Source organism: Sphingobacterium corticis (genome assembly GCF_042684745.1).
GTDB lineage: Bacteria > Bacteroidota > Bacteroidia > Sphingobacteriales > Sphingobacteriaceae > Sphingobacterium > Sphingobacterium corticis.
Genome location: NZ_JBHUMA010000006.1, coordinates 1,292,052 through 1,312,429 on the forward strand (window position 1 = coordinate 1,292,052; position 20,378 = coordinate 1,312,429).

Below are 20,378 nucleotides of genomic sequence, written 5' to 3' on the forward strand. Positions count from 1 at the left end.
TTGGAAAATGTATTTGAATTGTCATAGTTCAAAAATGAGTTCTACGACATTTTGAAATAAACGTTTCAGATTATACCTTTGCTTCCACGTTATGGCAAGAAATGTTGAATTTAATGAGGAGTTAGCCATCCAAAAAGCAATGGAAGTTTTTTGGGAAAAGGGCTATAATGGCACTTCATTACGCGATTTGACAGAAGCGATGCAAATCAATAGTAGCAGTCTATATAACACCATTGGTGACAAGGAACAACTATATTTTCGCTGCATTAAACACTATACAGATATTCGGAAAAGCGATTTAAAGGCGCGTTTATCCAGTGATTCTTCTCCTAAAGCAATCTTAATTCGGTACGTACGAGATGCCACTAACGTAATTCTTGGCGAAGGCAAAAGCTGTTTGGCAATAAAATCGGCATTCGAAATAGGCGATAGTAATCCTGCGGTAAAGCAGTTGCTAAAAGCCGACAGCGATGTGAACTATGACTTTCTATGCACGCTGATTGGAAAGGCAATAGATGTGAAAGAAATCAACACGCAGGAATCTCCAGAAATATTAGCCGATTTCTTTTTGAGTAGCTGGACAGGCTGGTACGAATCCTACATTTTACACAAAGACGAAGCTAAAATCCGCGCGATGGCAGCATTTTTTATTCGTCAAATCATCCAATAAAATTTTTTTGCCTATTCTGAAACAAATGTTTTAAATAAAAACAGAGTATTCATATACAATTCTGAAACGATCACTTTAAAATAATAATTACTATGACAACATCAACTCAAATGCTCAGCAATCTTCAAGGAAAGACAGCTGTGGTCACAGGCGGAACAAAAGGAATTGGCAGAGCTATTGCCGACAAACTAGCCTTGGAAGGCGCGCAAGTTATCGTTACTGCGCGAACTAAACCATCGGAAGAAAACTTCCCCTATCATTTTATTGCTGCGGACGCAACTTCTGGAGAGCAAATAGCAGCTTTGACAGCAGAAATTAAATCAAAATTTGGAAGCATTGATATCTTGGTCAACAACGTTGGTGGCGCAACCGCACCGATGGGTGGTCATAGCACATTGACCGATGAAGATTGGGAAAACGAGTTACAACTTAATTTATTGAGTGCCATCCGAATTGACAGAAATCTTATTCCCATTATCAAAACGGACAATGGCAGTGCTATCGTGCACATATCTTCCGTTGCTGGACGCGTGACACTGTGGAATTTAAATTTAGCTTATTCGGTAGCGAAATCTGCGTTGAATACCTACAGCAAGGCCTTGTCTAACGAATTAGTATCGAAAGGTATTCGAGTTTTGACTGTTTCTCCTGGAGCGACAAAAACACCTCCAATGCAACAATTTATTTCCGATTTTGCAGCGAAGCAAGGCTTAACTTACGAAGAAGCTTCTAAAAAAATGCTGGAACAAACCGGAGGCATTCCTATGGGAAGAATGGCCGAGCCGGAAGAAGTAGCCAACTTGGTGCACTTCTTAGTTTCCCCAGCGGCGAGTTACTTAACAGGATCAAACTTTGCTATCGACGGCGGATCGCTTCCTGTTTTTGCTTAACAGGTGTGAAGAGCTTTCAAATCGAAGGAAAGCTCTTCCATTTTTTCTAGCTCGCCACCCGATGGACTACAGATCGATTTGCTTAATAAACTTTGCAGGATTACCTCCTACGATACTATTTTCGGGAACATCCTTAATCACCACAGAACCGGCTGCTATAATGGAATTGTCACCAATAGTCACTCCGCCAACAACAACGACGTGGCCACCTATCCAAACATTGTTACCAATGATTATGGGATTTGCTATTCCTGTTTTATGCCTATCTAGTGGATGAATGTTATGTCCAGCCGTATACAGCCCAACATTTGGTGCGATCAAACAGTTGTCTCCAATGCGCACCTCCGCCATATCTAGCACTGTGAAATTATATCCAGCATAGAAATTGTTTCCGACATAGATATTGTATCCAAGATCGCAATGAAAATTATGTTCAATTACAGGGTTTTCGCCGACAAATCCGAGCAGTTGCGTAATAAGGTTTGATCGCTCATTGTCTCCGTCGTAGTCCGAATCATTGAAAGCTTTAATTAATCTTTTGGCATTTAGAAAGGCATCTTTCAATTTATGATCTCCCCTTACATAATGGATTGTATTATTCTTCATAAAGTTTGATATTTCTTTCAAAATAAAAAATATAGGATATTAAAACAACAACAAAATAATTGGATAGTGCCTTTATCATAATATTTCACAAACGCTAAATTAAAGATAAGATAACAAGCAAAATAACTCGTTGAAAGACTGAAATAATAATTTTGTTGCATTAAAATAGATTCTTCCAAAACGAATCTATGTGCTGTAACTATGAAACTACTTTTTAATCTACCTCCAAGCGGTTCGGAAGTTGAACGGTTAAATCGCGGCGATGAAAAATCCTTTGAAACGATTTATTGGACACATCATCAGAAGATTTATAGTAATATTTTAAAAATTGTACATATTCCGCAATACGCCGAAGAAATCTTGCAAGATGTGTTTATTAGTTTGTGGGAGAACAGAGCGCGGCTGGATAAGAATAGCCCAGTTGCCAACTGGTTATTCACCGTGAGCTTTAATAAATCCATGGACTTTCTGCGCAAAAAAGTGCGGGAACATTTGGACTTCGTCGATGATTTCGAAGGCATAAATGTATTGGGCGACGATCCGAAAGAACAAAGTGATATTTTGGAAGAGCAAAGTCGCATATTGGAAGAAGCTATTGCTCATCTTTCGCCTAGAAAGAAAGAAGTTTTTACGCTTTATCGGTTAGATGGTCAATCGAAAGAACAAGTTGCCGCAAAATTGAATATTACCAAAGGTTCGGTTTCAGAATATTTGAAGCAAGCCAACAAAAGCATTAAGCAATATGTGGAAAAGAATTATGCCTGCCATTATGGAAGCAGCATCAGCGTTCTGCTATACGCAAAGCTATATCTAGAAATGGTAAACTAAACCTTTCAACAAAGCACATTTAATTGATCATTCCTTAATGATTTGTTAACCAAACCAACCATTCCATTTTAGGCGGTCGCTTCGTATTTATCAGTGAAATGCGACAAGAAATCAAAAATACGCTTCGTCTATTTTGGGAAGGAAAACTAAATCGTTCGCAGGCAAAGCATTTGCTGAACGATTTGGACTCTCAAAACGACGAGTTACGACATGAATTAGAAATAGAATCGACTCAAGAAGAAAAAAATATGCTGTCTCGAGATCAATCCTGGCAGATTCTTCAAGCGATCCAAAAACAAACAGCGGCTACCAAATCTTCGTCAAAAACTCGGCGTATAAGTTGGCTTTTCCGCGCGGCGGCTATTCTTATCATTTTCGGTGTATCTTCCCTACTCTATCCCTACTTCTTCGAAAAAGAAACGAATGAAATTGGTCACATCATCACAAATTCACATCGCAATTTACATTATGTGATGGCGAATAAAGATTCGGTGACACACCTTCTTGCCGACGGCTCCATTGTTGAATTATCACCAAACAGTTCCATATGTTTCGATGATGATTATGGAGTAAATAATCGAAATATTGAGTTGAAAGGAAAAGCCAAGTTCCAGGTACAACGCGATTCAACAAAAGCATTCATCGTTACGGCTAATGGCTTCACCACGACGGCCTTGGGAACTACCTTCATTATTGATGGTAAAAAATCAGCAAACACGTCCATTCATCTTTTGTCGGGAAAAGTGGTAGTGCGCGCAACCATAACCGCAAAGCTGCAGATTAAAGATACTTATTTGACTCTTGGGCAATGCTTGTCGATCAATGAAAACACACGCTTAGCGCACATTTCGACAAAAAACCAAAACACATCTTATATAGCGAATGTTAGCGAAAACACAAAAACTCGGGGCCATGTGCCGTCGCAGATTTTAGCATTCAACAAGCTTCCATTACGCGATGTGATGGACGCACTAGAAAACCATTTCGATACAACCATTGAGGTTTCTAACGATGTTCCAAGCGTGCTTACGTTTACGGGAACTTTCTCGGAACATGACAAGCTATCAAAGATTTTGGAAACCATCTGTTTGGTCAATGACCTAAACTACATTATTGCTAAAGATGGCATGATCACCATTCTTCAAAACGAATCCATTAAATAATTATCCATACATATCTAAAATTCCAAAAATCAAACAACATCATCCCATGAAAACAAACCATTTTCTTCGGTATCCATTTTGGCTTTGGCTCGTTGGCCTCCTCTTACTCTCGGTCGAGCTACATGCACAACAACTTGGACAAATGAAGGGACGTGTGATGGATCACGAAGGCGTTCCATTAAGCGGCGTTTCGGTATCCATTACCAACAAAAACGGACTAAACAAAACCAGTTCAACAAACCAACAAGGCGTATTCTCGCTGAACGATTTGCCTAGCGGAATAGCTTACCAAATCACCTTTTCGAGAATGGGGTACAATGATTATCAGGAAAGCAATTTTACCATCAAAGCTGGTGACAAAAACTCCCTGATGGTCCGACTTTCAGAAAAATCTACGGATGTGGAAGAAGTTGTCGTAACCGCTTTGGGAATCACGCGTGCAGCGAAATCGGTCGGATTCTCGGTTCAACAGGTGGATGGCGATAAAATTCAAGAAGCGCACGAAACAAATTTGGTAAACTCCTTGAATGGCCGCGTTGCAGGTGTTAATATTACCAATTCAAATGGCGGTGTTGGAGCTTCCTCGAACATACAAATCCGAGGGCAAAATTTCGTAAGCGGATACAACTACAGCAATTCTCCATTATTTGTCGTGGATGGTATTCCGATCAGCAACAACAACGAAACATCCAACCGTGCATTTACTGGAAGACAGGATTTCAATAATCCGAACCTTACTGCCGGAGAAGGCGAAGTGGATTATGGCAACGCTGCCGGAGAAATTAATCCTAACGATATAGAAAGTATTTCGATATTGAAAGGTCCGAATGCTGCGGCACTTTATGGTTCAAGAGCTTCGAATGGCGTTGTTTTAATTACTACTAAATCAGGTAAAAACAGCAAAGGATTGGGCGTTTCTTTTAATTCAAACGTGGATTTCGGAACGCCGTTGCGATTACCTGATTATCAATTCGAATTCGGACAAGGTAGAAACGGTATTTATGAATATGTAAACGGACAAGGAACGGATGCATCAAGTTTCGATAATATCGCGGAAAACTGGGGTCCAGCTTTGAATGGACAATTGATTAAGCAATGGGACTCTCCCATCGATCCAAATACTGGAGAGCGCATTGCGACGCCATTTATCGCGCATCGCAATCAGGTGAAAGATTTCTTCGAAACCAGCAAAACATTCACCAATAGTTTATCGATCTCCAACAGCAACGACAAGTTAAATTACCGTTTTTCGTACACCAATTTAAACCAAACTGGTATCGTACCCAACAATGATATGAAACGAAATTCGGTGAGTATGAATGTTGGATATCAGCTTATGCCGAAGTTGCGTTTGGATGCTGCCATGAACTGGATTAATTCTGGAAGCGATAACCGCAGTAGTTTCGGTCCTAAAAATGAGCAATCTATCATGCGTATTTTGTTGATGATGCCAAGAAACTTGGACATCAATTCGCTACGCGATTATTGGAAACCAGATTCGGCGATTCCAACGCAGAACTCCCCTATTTATAATGTGAACGGAACGATTTGGAACAATCCGTATTTCGTAGCATACGAAAACTTAAACGGCAATAATCGTGACCGCATTTATGGTAATGTGCGAGCAACCTACGATTTTAGTTCGGATTTGAAGTTGATGTTACGTTCCGGTCGGGATGTATACAATGATAATAGAACGATTCGCCATGCAAACTCCATGAGCCAACACAGAAATGGTTACTATCAGCAAGACGATGTCTATTTCTTGGAAACCAATCATGATGCTTTGTTGACTTACAACAAACAAGTGAATTCAGATTTCTATGTAAACGCTTCGGTCGGTGGAAACTTAATGACGCAAGTTTCGAAGCGTTTTGGCGCTATTGCTCCGCGTTTGGCGATTCCTAACGTCTACAACTTGACGAACAATGCCTCGGCAATCGTTTCAGGAAATGTTTATCAAGAGAAACGTATCAATTCCATTTACGGAACCGCGCAAATTGGTTACAAGGATTATTTGTATTTGGATTTGACAGGAAGAAACGATTGGTCAAGTGCACTTCCAAAACAAAATAACTCCTATTTCTATCCATCGGCATCGTTAAGCGTGGTAGCGTCGGAGATGTTTGGCTGGAAGAACGAAAATATCAATCTAGTAAAATTCCGCGGAGCAACTTCATCTGTTCGTCGTGATTTGGAGCCATACCGCACATTGCCAAATTTCTTGGTAGCACAAGGTTGGGGCGGTCAAACGACTGCCGTACATAACAATAATTATCCAAACGAAAACATCCGTCCGGAGAAAGTTAACTCGTACGAATTCGGTTTTGATACACGATTGCTAGATAGCCGTTTAGGCATTGATCTGACTTACTATAACAGCACAACCACGGATTTGATTATCCCCGTAACGTTGAATCCGTCTGCCGGGTATGATACGAAGCTAATGAACGTTGGAAAGATGAAAAACCGCGGTATCGAGTTAATGTTAAGTGCAACTCCGATTCGCAACGAAAATTTCGCTTGGGATATTTTTGTAAACTACTCGTTTAACCGCAACAAACTAGTATCGCTTGATGAAGAAAATGGTGTTTCACGCATTCGTCAATTGGAACGTTGGGCATCTTTGGAGCTGAGAACGGAAAACACCAAAGGCGACGGCTCTTTCGGTTCCCTTTATGGTGATTACTTAATTTTCAATGGCAACAATCAGTTGACACATCGTGATGGTCGTCCGCAAGAAGAAAATGGCGATTGGGGATATTTGGGTAATGTGAATCCGGACTTTATCGGAAGTATTGCCAATGAATTCCGTTACAAAGATTGGAACTTAAGCTTCTTATTTGGTGGTCAGAAGGGCGGTGTAGTGCACTCACGAACATATATTGAAGGAATTAGAGCAGGAAGTTTAGCCGAATCGGTACCGCTCCGCGATGCGAATGGCGCCGGAAATGTGATTGGCGAAGGGATCGACATCGAAACCGGGCAGCCGAATGCTGTGGAAGTTCCGGTTCGTGATTATGTGGGCGCTTATTATGACAATGATGCTATCGCGACATTCGATGCAACGTACATTAAATTACGCGAATTGAAAATTGGATACCGCTTCCCGCAATCTATGCTTAGTGGAACAAAACTGAAAAACGCTTCCATCTCTTTCGTCGGCAGAAATCTCCTGTTATGGACAGACGTTCCGCATATCGATCCGGAAGTTTCTTCTTATAACGGGCAAATGGTTGGTGTAGAAGCACTTTCACTACCATCGTTACGCACATTCGGAATGTCGTTAGGTGTTAATTTTTAATAAAACAAATAGCAAAGTCATGTTCAAAAAATCAATTATATATAGTTTGGCAGTCGCTACCATGCTTTTTCAATCGTGTAGCAATTTTGAAGAAATCAACGTAGATCCGAATAATCCAGCAACTGTTCCTGCGGAAATGTTGTTGCCACCGATTATCAGCGGGAGCGTAAGTACGATGACGGCAAGCGGTCGTCGAGCTGGACAATACGTACAGCATTTGGCTTATCTCGCGGCAGATAATGAGGCTGATGGACGTTATAACTTGACCGGCGCTTCTTGGCGCGAAGAATGGAATGGTGCTGTTCGTGTGACCAAAGATATCAATCAATTGAAACGCATTGCACAAGAATCTAACCAGCCTCAATATGAAGCGCTCGCGCATATAACGAAAGTATATATCTTGTCGTTGGTGACGGATGCTTACGGTGATATTCCTTACGATGAAATTGGTATGGCAAATGTTCCGGGATTGGAGTTCGCAAGATTTCAATCGCAAGAGGAAGTTTATCAACGTATGTTAGAAGAATTGGAGACAGCGAACAAGATGCTCGCTGATCTGCCAACAACAGCTACAATCCAACGCGATATTCTATTCAACGGAGATTTAATTCGCTGGCGCAAGTTCGCAAATGCCCTAAAGGTTCGCATTTTAATGCGTCAATCAGCGAAGAAAGATGTCGCATCCGCAATCGCCGAAATATTCAATAATCCAACGCAGTACCCTGTATTCACAGGAATACAAGATGCACCAACGTTGACATACGATAATCAAAACAATTTTTACGCATGGTTCATTCAAAATCCGCCAACGGATGGTAGTGGTGTCGATTTTTCGGATAATGCACGCATCAGCGAAACCATGATCGGCTTACTAAAACGTGACAGCGATCCTCGGCTTTCCGTTTACGCTGCTCCAACTAGAAATTCTTTCGAAAGAAATAGAGCGAATGCATCCGCTCCATTGGAATATCGTGGACAAATAGCAGGATTTAGTCAGGCTGAAGAAGCCGCCTATAATCGCCAAAACAATTTAAACACCTCTGATTTTTCTGTGGTTTCAAGACGTATCCGTCAGGAAAGTCGTGCATTTTTAATGACATACAGTGAATTATTATTGCTGAAAGCGGAAGCGATACAGAAGCAAATGGGCGTTCAGGGAGATTTGGCAGCGATTTATAAACAAGCCGTAGATGCTTCTTTCGCAAAATGGCCACAAGTTGGCACATCATCGCAGAGAGAAAACCCATATATCGACCAAGCACAACAAAATGCCTATTGGTCAAATCCGGCAAATGCTTTCAATCCGGCGCGAGGTATAGAACAAATTGCTGAGCAGTACTTTATTGATAGTTTCTTAAACGGCTTCGAAGGTTGGGCAACATGGCGACGTGTTGGTTTTCCAAATATTAAACCAGGACCGTCGGTTTTGGCTAAAATTCCTGTTCGTTATGTGTACTCAGATAATGAACAAAACAATCCTAAATTATTGGAATGGGTGAATAGCCACTATTCTGGTAAAATGCCGGATCAAAATGTTAAAGTTTGGTTTCAACCATAAACCTTGATTGATTAATTATGCTAACAAAGCCTTTCCGTTTTCGGAAAGGCTTTGTCATTCAAATAGTTTACATGGTGTAAATCCACCATTATGTCGCTACAGAAGATATGCTTTAGTGACCTTCGTTTCTGAAATGAAACTACCACTTTATTTGCTTACATAACATTTTCCGAATTACAGAAATCAGTAAGCATACCTTCCACGTCAGTAATTGGGGGCAATATGTAAAAAGGTGGCAGCAAGCTGTTCGCTTGCTACCACCTTTTCATATATTCTAAAATTTGCTAATCTTTAGTAACCTGCTAGCAAATAAAGATATTTTAATTATATCCTTCGTTTTGTTCCAAGTTCGGATTCAAAACGCGTTGTCTGTTAGGAATTGGATACAAATTTCTAATTGCTGTAGAAGGTTGGTGATCCCACCAAGACTCTGTGTGCAATTTACCATAACGGATCAAATCTTGGCGGCGATAACCCTCAAAGATAAATTCACGTCCACGCTCTGCTAACAATTCGTCCATCGTCAATGTTGCTGGTGTATATAAATTCCCTGCACGATCTCCTTGAGCAAATGATCTTTGTTTCGAAGCATTAATCAACTCCACTGCGTCTGCATTAGCAGCACCTCCTGCGCGGCGCATAATTGCTTCCGCTTTAGCAAAATTGATCCATGTTAAACGATATACGTTCCAATCTGTGCTATTATAACTTGGATGTGCCAAATTACCTATTCTGTATTTGTTAAAGCGCACACCACTATTTCCTTCTCCAGTAGTCATGTTAGATGGCAACTGCTCAGGATCAGTTCCATTTGCTGCCGCAACAGAATTACGACGTATGTTATCAACGAAGATCACAGGTCGTCCAGCATACTCATCAGAAGATCCTAACACTGGTTTTGTAGGATCAGAAAACATCATCTGTGGACCGAAAAGCATCCACTCTTTTTTACGCAAATCTGTATCTGCGAATGTAGAGAAAACACCAGGAATAACAACAGCACCATTATTTCCATTACGACCACCTCCGTTTATATCGCGGTGATTAAAATAAAAGAATTCTGAAGGCCACTGAGGCTGCGTTGTCGAATTTTGAAATTCGGTAGCAATAGCGAAAATAACTTCTTTAGACAAATGGTTATCAGGCTTGAAGGCATCGGTAATATTAACATCTAGTTGCATGGTACCATTTTGGCCACCCGCTGTTCCAGTCAATAATTTGTCTGCCGCAGCAATACAATCATCCCAGCGCGGTGTGCCAGTCCAAACCTCTGCATTGAGATATAGTTCGACTAACATCGCATAACCCGCAGCTCGAGACACGCGTCCTGTCATTTCTTTAGAAAGCAGTGGAACATTCTCTACATTTTCAAGAATTTCTTTTTCAATAAATTCAAAAACTTCCTGTCTTGAATTGGTTGGAGGATTTGTAGGCTCAGGTGTTTTGTTGGTTTCTGTAGCAATAGGTACGTTTCCCCACAAGTCCATAATTCGTAAATAATGAAACGCGCGAAACAACTTCAACTCACCAATATAAGCTAAACGTTCCTCCTCTGTAATTCCCATGGATGCTGCTTCGCGGCTTTCTAAATTTTCGATAGGATTGGTACAGTACCCAACACCACCAAATGCTAAAAGCCAGGCTTCATTCAACGTTTCCTCGTCGGCTGTCCAAGTGTGATGGTGCAAACGAATCCAGTTACCGCCATCAAACCCGTGCTGACCTTTTTGCGGCCAAGCTAACTGATCAGCAGCATATTCACTCAAACGCCACCAACCATTCCGTCCTGGTGTGGCCCATGCTTGTGCATGCGTATACGGTCTAAGCACCGCAGATAGCGTTTCTAATTTGTTGTTGTAATATCCTTCTTGATCAAGTTCGTCATATAACGTTTCGTCTAGATTGGTACATGCACTGAATGTGGCCATTGTTCCGCCCATCAGCCCAAGCATATATATCCATTTTTTTATATTATTTTTCATGATATGTCTTTGTCTCGGTACTATTTGATAATTGTTAGAATCCAATGTTTAAGCCGAATAAAAATGATCTCGTATTCGGGAAAATACTTCTGTTATCGATACTTGGATCCAATCCAGTATCTGCAATAAAATCTGGATCGTTACCTGTGTACTTCGTAAATAAAGCCAAATTGGTTCCCGTCATGTAGACGCGTAGGTTACGGATTCGTTCGTTATTTAATTTGAATGTATAACCTAATGTCACCTCATCCAGCTTAAGATGTGATCCACTCTCTAAGTAATAATCAGAATACATCAATGCATCATTCAATTGTGCATGACGCGTAAAAGCATCTTCTAGCACATTGTTTGGTAACGTCACTCTGTTACCGTAATTCAATTGCATCGTGTTCAAGATATCGTAACCGAAACGACCTCTAAAGAACGTTCTTAAGTCGAAGTTCTTATAAGTAACTACACTATTCAAAGACAGATAATATTTAGGAATAGCATTACCAATAACCGTTAGGTCTGTGTTTTCTAAGTCGATACGATTGTCGTTAAATTCAGCATAAGGAACAGCTTCTCCTTCTTTATTGTAAAACAACCATTTACCTTCGTCAGTAAAGCCTGCGAATCGTTTTCCGTAGAACTGACCTAAACGACTTCCTTCGAACGTACGAATTGCATCACCTAATGCGCCGAATCCTCCAATTGATCCGAAATCACGATAATTCGCTTTGTATGTATCATCTGAGAATGAATCTAAGCGATTGCGGTTGGTGCTTGCCACCACATCCACAGACCAAGTCACGTTTTCATTACGAACAGGTATCGCATTAACACTAACTTCGACACCATTGGAAGAAATTTGACCTACGTTGGTAAAGATGGACTCACGCACAAAAGATGGCTGTTGCGAAGTGTACGTTCCAAGCAAATCTTTTGTAACACGACGATACACATCAATCGCACCTCCTAATCGACCACCTAGTAACATAAAATCTACTCCAGCATTATATTCACTTTTGGTTTCCCAACGAAGGTCTGGGTTAGGATTACGGCCTGGCCCATATGTTTGGCGCCAAAAGCCATCTGGATAGATGTAGTTATTTCCCGTAGTTAGTGTTACTAACGACATGTAGTTACCAATATCTTGATTTCCTGTTACCCCGTAACTCGCGCGCAACTTCAAATCATCAACGAAAGTCACGTCTTGCATGAAATCTTCAGCGGCCATATTCCAAGATGCACCAACGGAACCGAAGTTACCCCATTTGTTGTTAGCACCAAAACGTGTAGAACCATCGCGGCGGAATGTACCTTGGATAGTATATTTACCATTGTATGAGTAGATCATACGTCCCAAGAAACCAATGATTTTATTATCATTCTTGAAACTTCCCATACCAGCAAAACCTTGCACCAAACCATCACCGGTTTCCAAGTTATTTTCTTGGAAATTGTCGTTCATAAACCCAAGGTTTTGTGCGTTGAAACCCTGATTCACATCGTATCGGTAACTATAACCCGCCACGGCATTGATGGAGTGTACATCATTAATCATTCTATTAAATGAAATGGTTGGCTCGAAAGCGTATTTCATTTGCAAGAACGTATTTTGTCTAGCCAATCCATTTAATCCACGTTCGTTTTTGAAAGAGGGTTCAGATGTTGTTTTCGCATAATAGCCATCAGTCAACGAGTTACGCTGTACGGAACCAAAAACATTGAATTTCAAATCGTCAATAATTTCGTATCCAACCGTACCGGCGATGGTAGTTGTTTGCTGCTGTCTACGAAATGTTTCCTCGTGTAACTTCGCTACGCCATTCGTCGTATTTGGATCATAAAACCAGCTTCCATCAGGGTTACGAAGAGGAACTGTTGGATTTCTAGAATAAGCCCATTCCCAAGGTCCACCACTCCGTAAGTCTGTTTCTGATAAAGTCTCGCCGGCTCCTTCGCTAGTGACTTGCAAATTACCGCCTCCTAAAAGATTGGCGTTGTTAAAGTTTGTTGCAAAATCAACTTGGGTAGTCAAGCGGTTATTCAATCCTTTACCATTAAAGTTAGCACGTACACCATATTCTTTACGTCCGTTCTCACGCGCAACACTTTGCAAATCGCGGTAATAGGTACTTGCACGGAAGTTATTATTCTCTCCTCCACCTGATATTGCTAATGTGTGATATTGACTAAGATTTGATCTGTCGGTCATTTCTCGGATCACATCATCGTTTCCTCCACGATCCTGACTTTCTGGAATAACACCTTCCGCGATTTTCTGTCTAAACTGATCTGTGCTAAGGAATTTTGGTTGCCTTTGCAATACATCTTTACTTAGATAAGTTGCATAATCAAAACGCGTTTCGCCTGGAGTACCTTTTTTAGTGGTCACCAAGATCACACCACCGTTCGCTTGCGTACCATAGATCGCCGCTGCCGAACCATCTTTTAACACGGTAATTGATTCGATATCCTCTTGTTGTAAAAGATCTAAGTTACCACCTGGGATACCATCAATTACCACTAGTGGAGAATTAGTTCCCGAAATTGACGTTGCACCACGGAGTTGAACGCGTGGCGAACTATTTGGATTACCACCACTTCTAGTAACCTGTAAACCTGCAACCTTACCTTGCAAAAGATCCATGGCATTCCGTGCTGCACTTTGGCGAAAATCTTCAGCCTTTACCGTCGTCGAAGCTGCTGTAATCTCACTTTTACGTGCGGTACCAAAGCCGACAACGACTACCTCATCCATACTTCGGGTATCCGAGCGCATAACAACTTGAAGGCGTGCGGAAGTCCCCACTTTCACCTCCTCTGGGAGGTAGGAAATGTAATCAAATTGCAACACATCTGTCGCTAAAGCTTCGATGGAAAATTGACCGTTGTCATCTGTTGTCGCAGCAGTTTGACTGCCTTTAACGCGTACGGTAACGCCGACTAACGGAGTCTGATCCGTAGCGCTAGTTACGACTCCCGTGACTGTTTTTGATTGCGCTTGCGCCATAGTGCTTGATCCCAAAAGGAAAAGCATGGTCATACAAACGCTCGATAATAGCCGATAAAGCGAACGCGGTCGGCTACATAATAAATCGTGTAGTGTGTTCATCATGTGTGATTGGTTGTGCATATCGATGGATACCAACTAGATACCAGTCGAAGAATTAAAATTGATAAAACGTTTTAGTCAGTGTATAATTAATTGTAAAGAAGAATAGCACCACGGAAGTGATCTTCATAAATGCCTTTCTACAAAAGTAAACTTAGTGTAATAAAACTGATTTACTTGTTAATAAAAACTAAACGAATTGTTAATGAATAGCAAAAACCTAGGTGGCGCTAAAACGTTTTTCCTATTAACAAACTATAATACAGCCATTTGACGGGAAAACACGCAAAAAAAATGCGCAACAAGATTGATGCACATTTAACATTTGTATGTAAAAGATACTACTTCGTTGGAATAGTAAACCAGAATGTAGAGCCCTCTCCTTCCTTGCTAATCAAGCCGATCTTTCCGCTATGTCGAAGAATAATATCTTTCGATATGTATAACCCTAATCCAAGTCCTGAGTAATTATTTGATTCTTCCGCACGGAAGAATCGATCAAAAACAAATTCTTGCTTTTCTTTAGGAATACCGATCCCCGTATCTTTTACGGCTAAATATGCCGTATGCTTATTTTTACGTTTAAGCTCTACAAAGATTTCTTTAGAATCGGGCGAGTATTTGATGGCGTTCGATAAGAAGTTACTTAATACTTGCTCAATACGATGTTGATCCGCATCCACCTTAATGCTAGATACTACATCAATATGTATAGTAATATCAGCATGCTCTGCTTGCAGACCTCTTACCAAATCATCCAGTAATTCTGACAGGTTGAATACCGTATAATTTAATTGGAGTTTTCCGGCCTGAATCTTCGTGACATCCAGCAAATCATCGATTAAAAATGTCAACTTATCTGTTTGTTTCAAACTACGTCCAACGAATTCTTCAATGGTAGATTTTGATTTATCTAGCGAGATATAACGCGACGCAATTTGCAACATCCCTTTCAAACTTGTAAGCGGCGTTTTCAATTCGTGGCTGGCAATACTCATAAATTCATCTTTACGATGCATCAGTTCTTTTGTCGCTAACTGAGCCTTCATCAATTCGGAAACCTCAAACCCAAAGAACGCTACACCGTCGATTTCTTCCTTCTCATTGTAGACCGGCGTAAACAAATAATCTAGCCAAGCATTTCCAATTTCGTTCCCTTCACTGTCGTACTTCGTAATCGGTAGAGCTTTTCCCGAGAATGAATTCCCACTTTTCAATATCTCTTGATCCGATTTGTAAAGTGCCTTATCAACGCCAACGCGGTGTGCGTCTGTTGTTGCCAAGCCCATAAATGATAATTCATCATAGAACTGATTGAAGGCCGTGTTGGTGTATTCGTAAGTTAACGAAGAACCTTTGCGGATGGAAATTAGAGCAGGTACATTAGCAAAAAGCTCATAGAATTCCTTTTGCTGACGAAGCACAAAATCTTGAAGTTCCTGCTTTCTATGCTCCGCTTCTTTAACGCGCGTCACGTCGATTACCGAACCCACCATGCGGTAAGGTACTCCATTGGAATCGAGCTGAATGCTACCACGATCCAGCACTTCCACGTAAGAATTATCTGCTTTTGCAAAACGATATTCGGCGGACCAATTTTCTTCCTGCTCGTTGATGGCTCTGTGGACGCTCTCTTGCACCCGCTTACGATCTTCCGGATGAATACGCTCGTACCAAAAAGCAGTAGATTTAGTTTGCTCATTAGGCTCGAAACCAAACATACTATTGAAGTTATGATTTCTCCAAATTGTATTGTTTACCAAATCCCAATCCCAAATGGTGTCACTAGTAGCCATAGAAACCAGTTTGAAACGATTTTCGCTTTTTGCTAAACTGGATGTTCTTTCGCGCACGCGATTTTCCAACTGATTATTTAATTCTTTTAGCGATTCACGCGTATTAATTAGCTCGTTGAAGTTTTTACGCAAACTTTCCTCGTTCTTTTTGCGCTCGGTAACATCGGTGTAAGTTACGGCTATCATATCGCTTACTTTCGAGGCTGTAATGATATACCAGTTGCCGTCTGCCAATTGAATCTCCGTTTGTAAGGTTTCGCTATCTTCATAGGCTCCTTTCAAACGATCCAATAAAGTAGCGTCTACAATCTCCGACAACTGATTTTTCAGTCTCATGCCGACAAGCGAATCGGTATCTCTGCCAGCCACCGCATTGGCCATTTTATTGGCGGCGATACATTCGAAATCAATTATTTTGGTGCGTTCTGAGCGGATAGGTTTGAGAATAAAGATCGCACTTAAACTTGTTCGGAATACGCCAGAAATAATATTATTCTGCTCGTTTAGTGTAGTGATGTCTATGAACGTGATGACGATTCCGTCTTTTTTACCATCAAGCCGCGTATACGGAAGGATACGCATCAAGCAAACTCGACGATTACTTAATTCAATTTCCTTCTCCGTAATGCTATCGGGATCGGAGAGCGCATCCTTGACATCTTGAAGGAAATGATGGTATTTAATATTGTTAGAAATATGGCTAATTGGACGACCTATATCCGCCTCAATAAGGTTGACCATTTCTACCGCTGCCGGATTGAATTTACGAATCTGTCCTTGACGATCCAAGAAGATCTGACCGATATCGACGCTTTTAAAATAATTGTTTAAGTCATCATTCAGTTCGATCAATTCTTTGATCTTTTGTTGATGCTCGGCATTTAATGTATGCAACTCCTCGTTCAAGGATTGCAATTCCTCATTCCCAGACTGCAATTCTTCGTTCGCCGATAGTAGCTCCTCGTTGCTGGATTGCAATTCCTCATTGGTGGTTTCCATTTCTTCCACCGCAATCTGTAAATTGCTACGAGTTTCGTTCAACTCATTTTCAAGCTCCATTACATAACCAGTCTGCTGTTCGTCAGAATCTACCGGAACCACATACTGCGGAAGTTCTACCTCGCTTTCCAACTGTTTGAACACGACCAACGTATAGGGCTGCGCTACTTCGTCGCTCGCTGGACTGACGTCAATATTTACATAAATATCGTCTTTGCCTTTCCGAACACGTGCGCGTTTTAGGGAGCGCAGGCTATTTTCTTTCCAAACCGTTCTGATCGTATTACTCAACATGAACGATAATTCCTGCGGAACCATCTTCAGCAGGTTTACTTCTAGTTTTTTCTCGGGCAGGGAAAGGAATCGCTTATAATCGCCGACCGTATCACGCACTTCAAAATTACGGTCGATAAATACGCCAACGTAGCCGTACTGCGAAAGTAAAAATTTTTGAAATTGATCTTCCGCAGAAACCTTTACCTTTTGACGTACCTGCATTTGGAAACGTCCGCTTTTATCGGCGCGCGTACCATGCGGAAAATCACTAGGACGCGGAATAATGCCACTTTTACGGTAAATTTTCCATTTACTACTAATTTCTGTTACGCCATCGCGAATAGGCGCGATCGTTTCACTCGGCCCTAGAAACAAGTAACCATCACTATTCAGCGAATAATGAAATGTAGTTAATATTTTTTGTTGCAGAATGCTGTTCATGTAGATCAACATATTGCGACAACAAATCAAATCGTTTTTGATAAACGGCGGACTTTTTATTACATCGTGTTTTGCGAAAACTACCTGTTTACGAATGTGCGGAACGACAGAAATACGTTTACCATCATGCACAAAATATTCCTCTAAAATATCCGAAGGAATAAACTTCACGAAAGATTCCGGATAGCTGTTTTTGGACGCGATATCCAAGCTCGCGTCGTCCACGTCCGACGCAAAAATCTTTACCTCAATATGTTTTTCTATCGTTTGTAGATATTGATCAAGTAAAATAGCGATAGAATACACCTCTTCGCCCGTACTACAAGCGCATACCCAAACCTTTAATACATCGCCGTCATCTTTGCTAGCGATAATTTCTGGAATAACCTTATTTCTAACAATTCGAAAAGCAGCGTCGTCGCGAAAAAACTGCGTAACGCCAATCAAGAAATCCTTACTTAACAGGGAAACTTCTTGACGATTTTCCGTTAGATAGCGTACATAGTCCGCAGTACTTCCTACAGCGAGTTCCTTCATCCTCCGACCGATCCGGCGAAAAATAGTCGGCGTTTTGTATAAGGAAAAATCATGTCCGGTTTGTTCATAGATAAGATCGAAAATCTTATCTAAATATTTTTCTGAAATACCGCCACTTTCTATTTTACGGATAGGTGCAGAATTGATATGCGCCGTTATTTTCCCATACATTTCGGACGTCGGCACAACAAAATCCACCACACCGGATGCAATAGCATTCGTAGGCATACTATCGAATTTCGCCGTATCGGGTTGCTGCGCAATTACTAAACCACCTTGTTCCTTAACAGCTTCAATTCCTTTGGTTCCATCGTTTCCAGTACCAGAAAGCACAATAGCGATTGCTTTCTCTTTTTTGTCTTGAGCCATGCTCAAGAAAAAATTATCGATAGCATTATTAGGGACTTTCTCGCCTTTTTTTTCCAAATGTAAACGGCCATTGACAATTTTGATCAACTTATCGTTCGGAATTACGTACACACAAGAAGGCTCAACAAGTTGCCCTTCGGAAGCTTCGATCACTTTCATGTGTGTATGTTTCGAAACCAACTCCACGAGCAAACTTTTATAATCCGATGAAAGATGTTGGATTAGTACGTAAGCCACATCGATATCCGAAGGAACTCGATCAAAAAAATCGTGGATAGCTTCTAATCCACCTGCTGAAGCACCAATCGCAACAACATAGGTCGACAATGGCTTTGAACTTTTCCCCATTCAGGAATGCGCTATTAAGATTTATATTCTAAAAGAAAACTACGTATGGTATTGGCAATCTGAATCTCCTGTTCGTGCCAAGGTTGTGCCGTTTGGTTGACCGTTTCCATCCAAATTTTAAATGAGTTTCGAGGGTGATAAGTGAGTCCATTATCTTCGAAGTTGATGGCTTGATGCGGATTTCCTCCCCACTCAATAGTTTTCACTACTTCCGGACGAAAGCAAACAATGTAATCTGGTTGATTTGCAGAAATAGGGATCACCAACATACCACTAGCTATTTCGCTGTAACGCGCGGCCTCCTCCATGATTCCGGCTAAGTTATGCGTGGTGTAGACCTTATCTACATTCTTCGCTTGCAACCACAGAATCAAATTATCTAAAAAATGAGCACCTGGCACCTCGCCATGTCGGTACTGCTTACCGCCACTGTACAACACGCTACCTTTGGCTTTAAACAGATCAAGGATAGAAGAATTGGCCGAGAAGATGCCTTCGATAATCGAACCAGAATTATAAATGGTATCGATTATCGTATTTCTGTCCGACTGCATTTTCGAAATGAATTGGTATTCATTGGCATTGATGATCGAAGAAATTTTATTCGAGATTACGTTGGATAACAAAGCGTAATTGGCGCTTTCTTCGAATGTGATATGGTATGCTGACGTGTGGTTGCATGATATCAATCCCCAAAGTTTACCGTTGTGAATAACACGAATTGACATCGATCCGAACACCTTCATATTCGTCAGATATTCTAGATGTACATCAGCTACACCGCGCAAATGGCAAGGCGAGAGATCCGTAAATGCGCTTGTCAGCGGGTTGATAACAGGATACAAACGTGCTGGTGTATACGTGCGATCAGGAATCAAGCGAACTGGATTTTTCAAATATAATTCTCGCGCTTGTTTGGGCACATCGGATGCGGGAAACGTCACACCGAGATAATCTTCTAGGCCATTGCTTTTCTTCTCCGAAATAACTGTTCCATTCCAGTCTTCATCGAACTTATACATCATGACACCATCAATATGAAGGATCTCCTGCAATTGGGCAACGATAATATCACAAACTTCTGGCAGGCTGTTGCTATCTTCTAGCACTGCTACCAAATTTTTCACATCTTGCAAACCATCTGCACTTTGCTTATTCGCTTCTTTGGGCTGAATTTCGGCAATAAAGTACGAGTCGTGCTCATGCACCAATGCAAAAAGCGACACACCGTTGATCGTAAATTCTTGAGCAGATTTTTTCTGCGCATGATGCTCACACGCAGCACGAAAATCCGACAGATTCGTTCCAACTAAAGTGCTCAAATTTTGGCCAATTAATTCCTTATAATCCAAACCAATATGCTCCCGTGTATTGGTACTGGTCTGAATGATGTCGAAATTGTTTTTCTCCATTACCAATACAGCACCATGTGGCTGAATGGTATTAATATGATGTATGGGCAATGCTCCGCAAAATTCGGAGTCAAAGTTCGTTTTGTTCATACGTTGTAA

General features: G+C 41.1%; 10 protein-coding genes and 1 pseudogene. 6 read left to right on the top strand and 5 right to left on the bottom strand.

Annotation, left to right across the window (positions count from 1 at the left end):
* The first annotated feature begins 91 nt into the window (after positions 1–91).
* The gene (locus ACFSQ3_RS11545; RefSeq protein ID WP_380869705.1) at positions 92–670 is read left to right on the top strand and encodes a TetR/AcrR family transcriptional regulator; all 579 of its coding nucleotides are present in this window, start codon (positions 92–94) and stop codon (positions 668–670) included.
* A gap of 92 nt (positions 671–762) precedes the next feature.
* Complete coding sequence (locus tag ACFSQ3_RS11550; protein WP_380869706.1) at positions 763–1,560, top strand: SDR family oxidoreductase; 798 nt, start codon at positions 763–765, stop codon at positions 1,558–1,560.
* A gap of 78 nt (positions 1,561–1,638) precedes the next feature.
* Here ACFSQ3_RS11550 and ACFSQ3_RS11555 read toward each other — a convergent pair.
* A pseudogene (locus ACFSQ3_RS11555) lies at positions 1,639–1,797 on the bottom strand (DapH/DapD/GlmU-related protein); the annotation flags it as partial.
* A 570-nt stretch (positions 1,798–2,367) separates the two neighbouring features.
* Between ACFSQ3_RS11555 and ACFSQ3_RS11560 the strand changes: the two are divergent.
* The 4 genes from ACFSQ3_RS11560 (at position 2,368) to ACFSQ3_RS11575 (ending at position 9,019) form a co-directional block, all read left to right on the top strand.
* On the top strand, positions 2,368–2,994 hold the full coding sequence (locus tag ACFSQ3_RS11560) for an RNA polymerase sigma factor (RefSeq protein WP_380869707.1): 627 nt from the start codon (positions 2,368–2,370) through the stop codon (positions 2,992–2,994).
* Positions 2,995–3,092: 98 nt separating this feature from the next.
* The gene (locus tag ACFSQ3_RS11565) at positions 3,093–4,157 is read left to right on the top strand and encodes a FecR family protein (protein ID WP_380869708.1); all 1,065 of its coding nucleotides are present in this window, start codon (positions 3,093–3,095) and stop codon (positions 4,155–4,157) included.
* Between the two features lie 46 nt (positions 4,158–4,203).
* Entirely contained in the window at positions 4,204–7,461 is a 3,258-nt protein-coding gene (locus ACFSQ3_RS11570) for a SusC/RagA family TonB-linked outer membrane protein (RefSeq protein WP_380869709.1), read from the top strand.
* A gap of 19 nt (positions 7,462–7,480) precedes the next feature.
* Positions 7,481–9,019, top strand: a complete 1,539-nt coding sequence (locus tag ACFSQ3_RS11575; protein ID WP_380869710.1) for a SusD/RagB family nutrient-binding outer membrane lipoprotein — start codon at positions 7,481–7,483, stop codon at positions 9,017–9,019.
* Positions 9,020–9,339: 320 nt separating this feature from the next.
* Here the strand turns inward: ACFSQ3_RS11575 and ACFSQ3_RS11580 are convergent, their stop codons facing one another.
* The 4 genes from ACFSQ3_RS11580 to ACFSQ3_RS11595 all read right to left on the bottom strand — a co-directional run bounded on the left by ACFSQ3_RS11580 (position 9,340) and on the right by ACFSQ3_RS11595 (position 20,369).
* Positions 9,340–11,001, bottom strand: coding sequence for a RagB/SusD family nutrient uptake outer membrane protein (locus ACFSQ3_RS11580; RefSeq protein ID WP_380869711.1), 1,662 nt, complete (start codon positions 10,999–11,001; stop codon positions 9,340–9,342).
* A 34-nt stretch (positions 11,002–11,035) separates the two neighbouring features.
* On the bottom strand, positions 11,036–14,104 hold the full coding sequence (locus ACFSQ3_RS11585; protein ID WP_380869712.1) for a SusC/RagA family TonB-linked outer membrane protein: 3,069 nt from the start codon (positions 14,102–14,104) through the stop codon (positions 11,036–11,038).
* 338 nt (positions 14,105–14,442) lie between these two features.
* A complete protein-coding gene (locus tag ACFSQ3_RS11590; RefSeq protein WP_380869713.1) occupies positions 14,443–18,867 on the bottom strand; it encodes a chemotaxis protein CheB in 4,425 nt (1,474 codons plus the stop codon).
* Positions 18,868–18,881: 14 nt separating this feature from the next.
* A complete protein-coding gene (locus tag ACFSQ3_RS11595; protein WP_380869714.1) occupies positions 18,882–20,369 on the bottom strand; it encodes a GAF domain-containing protein in 1,488 nt (495 codons plus the stop codon).
* Positions 20,370–20,378: the final 9 nt, after the last annotated feature.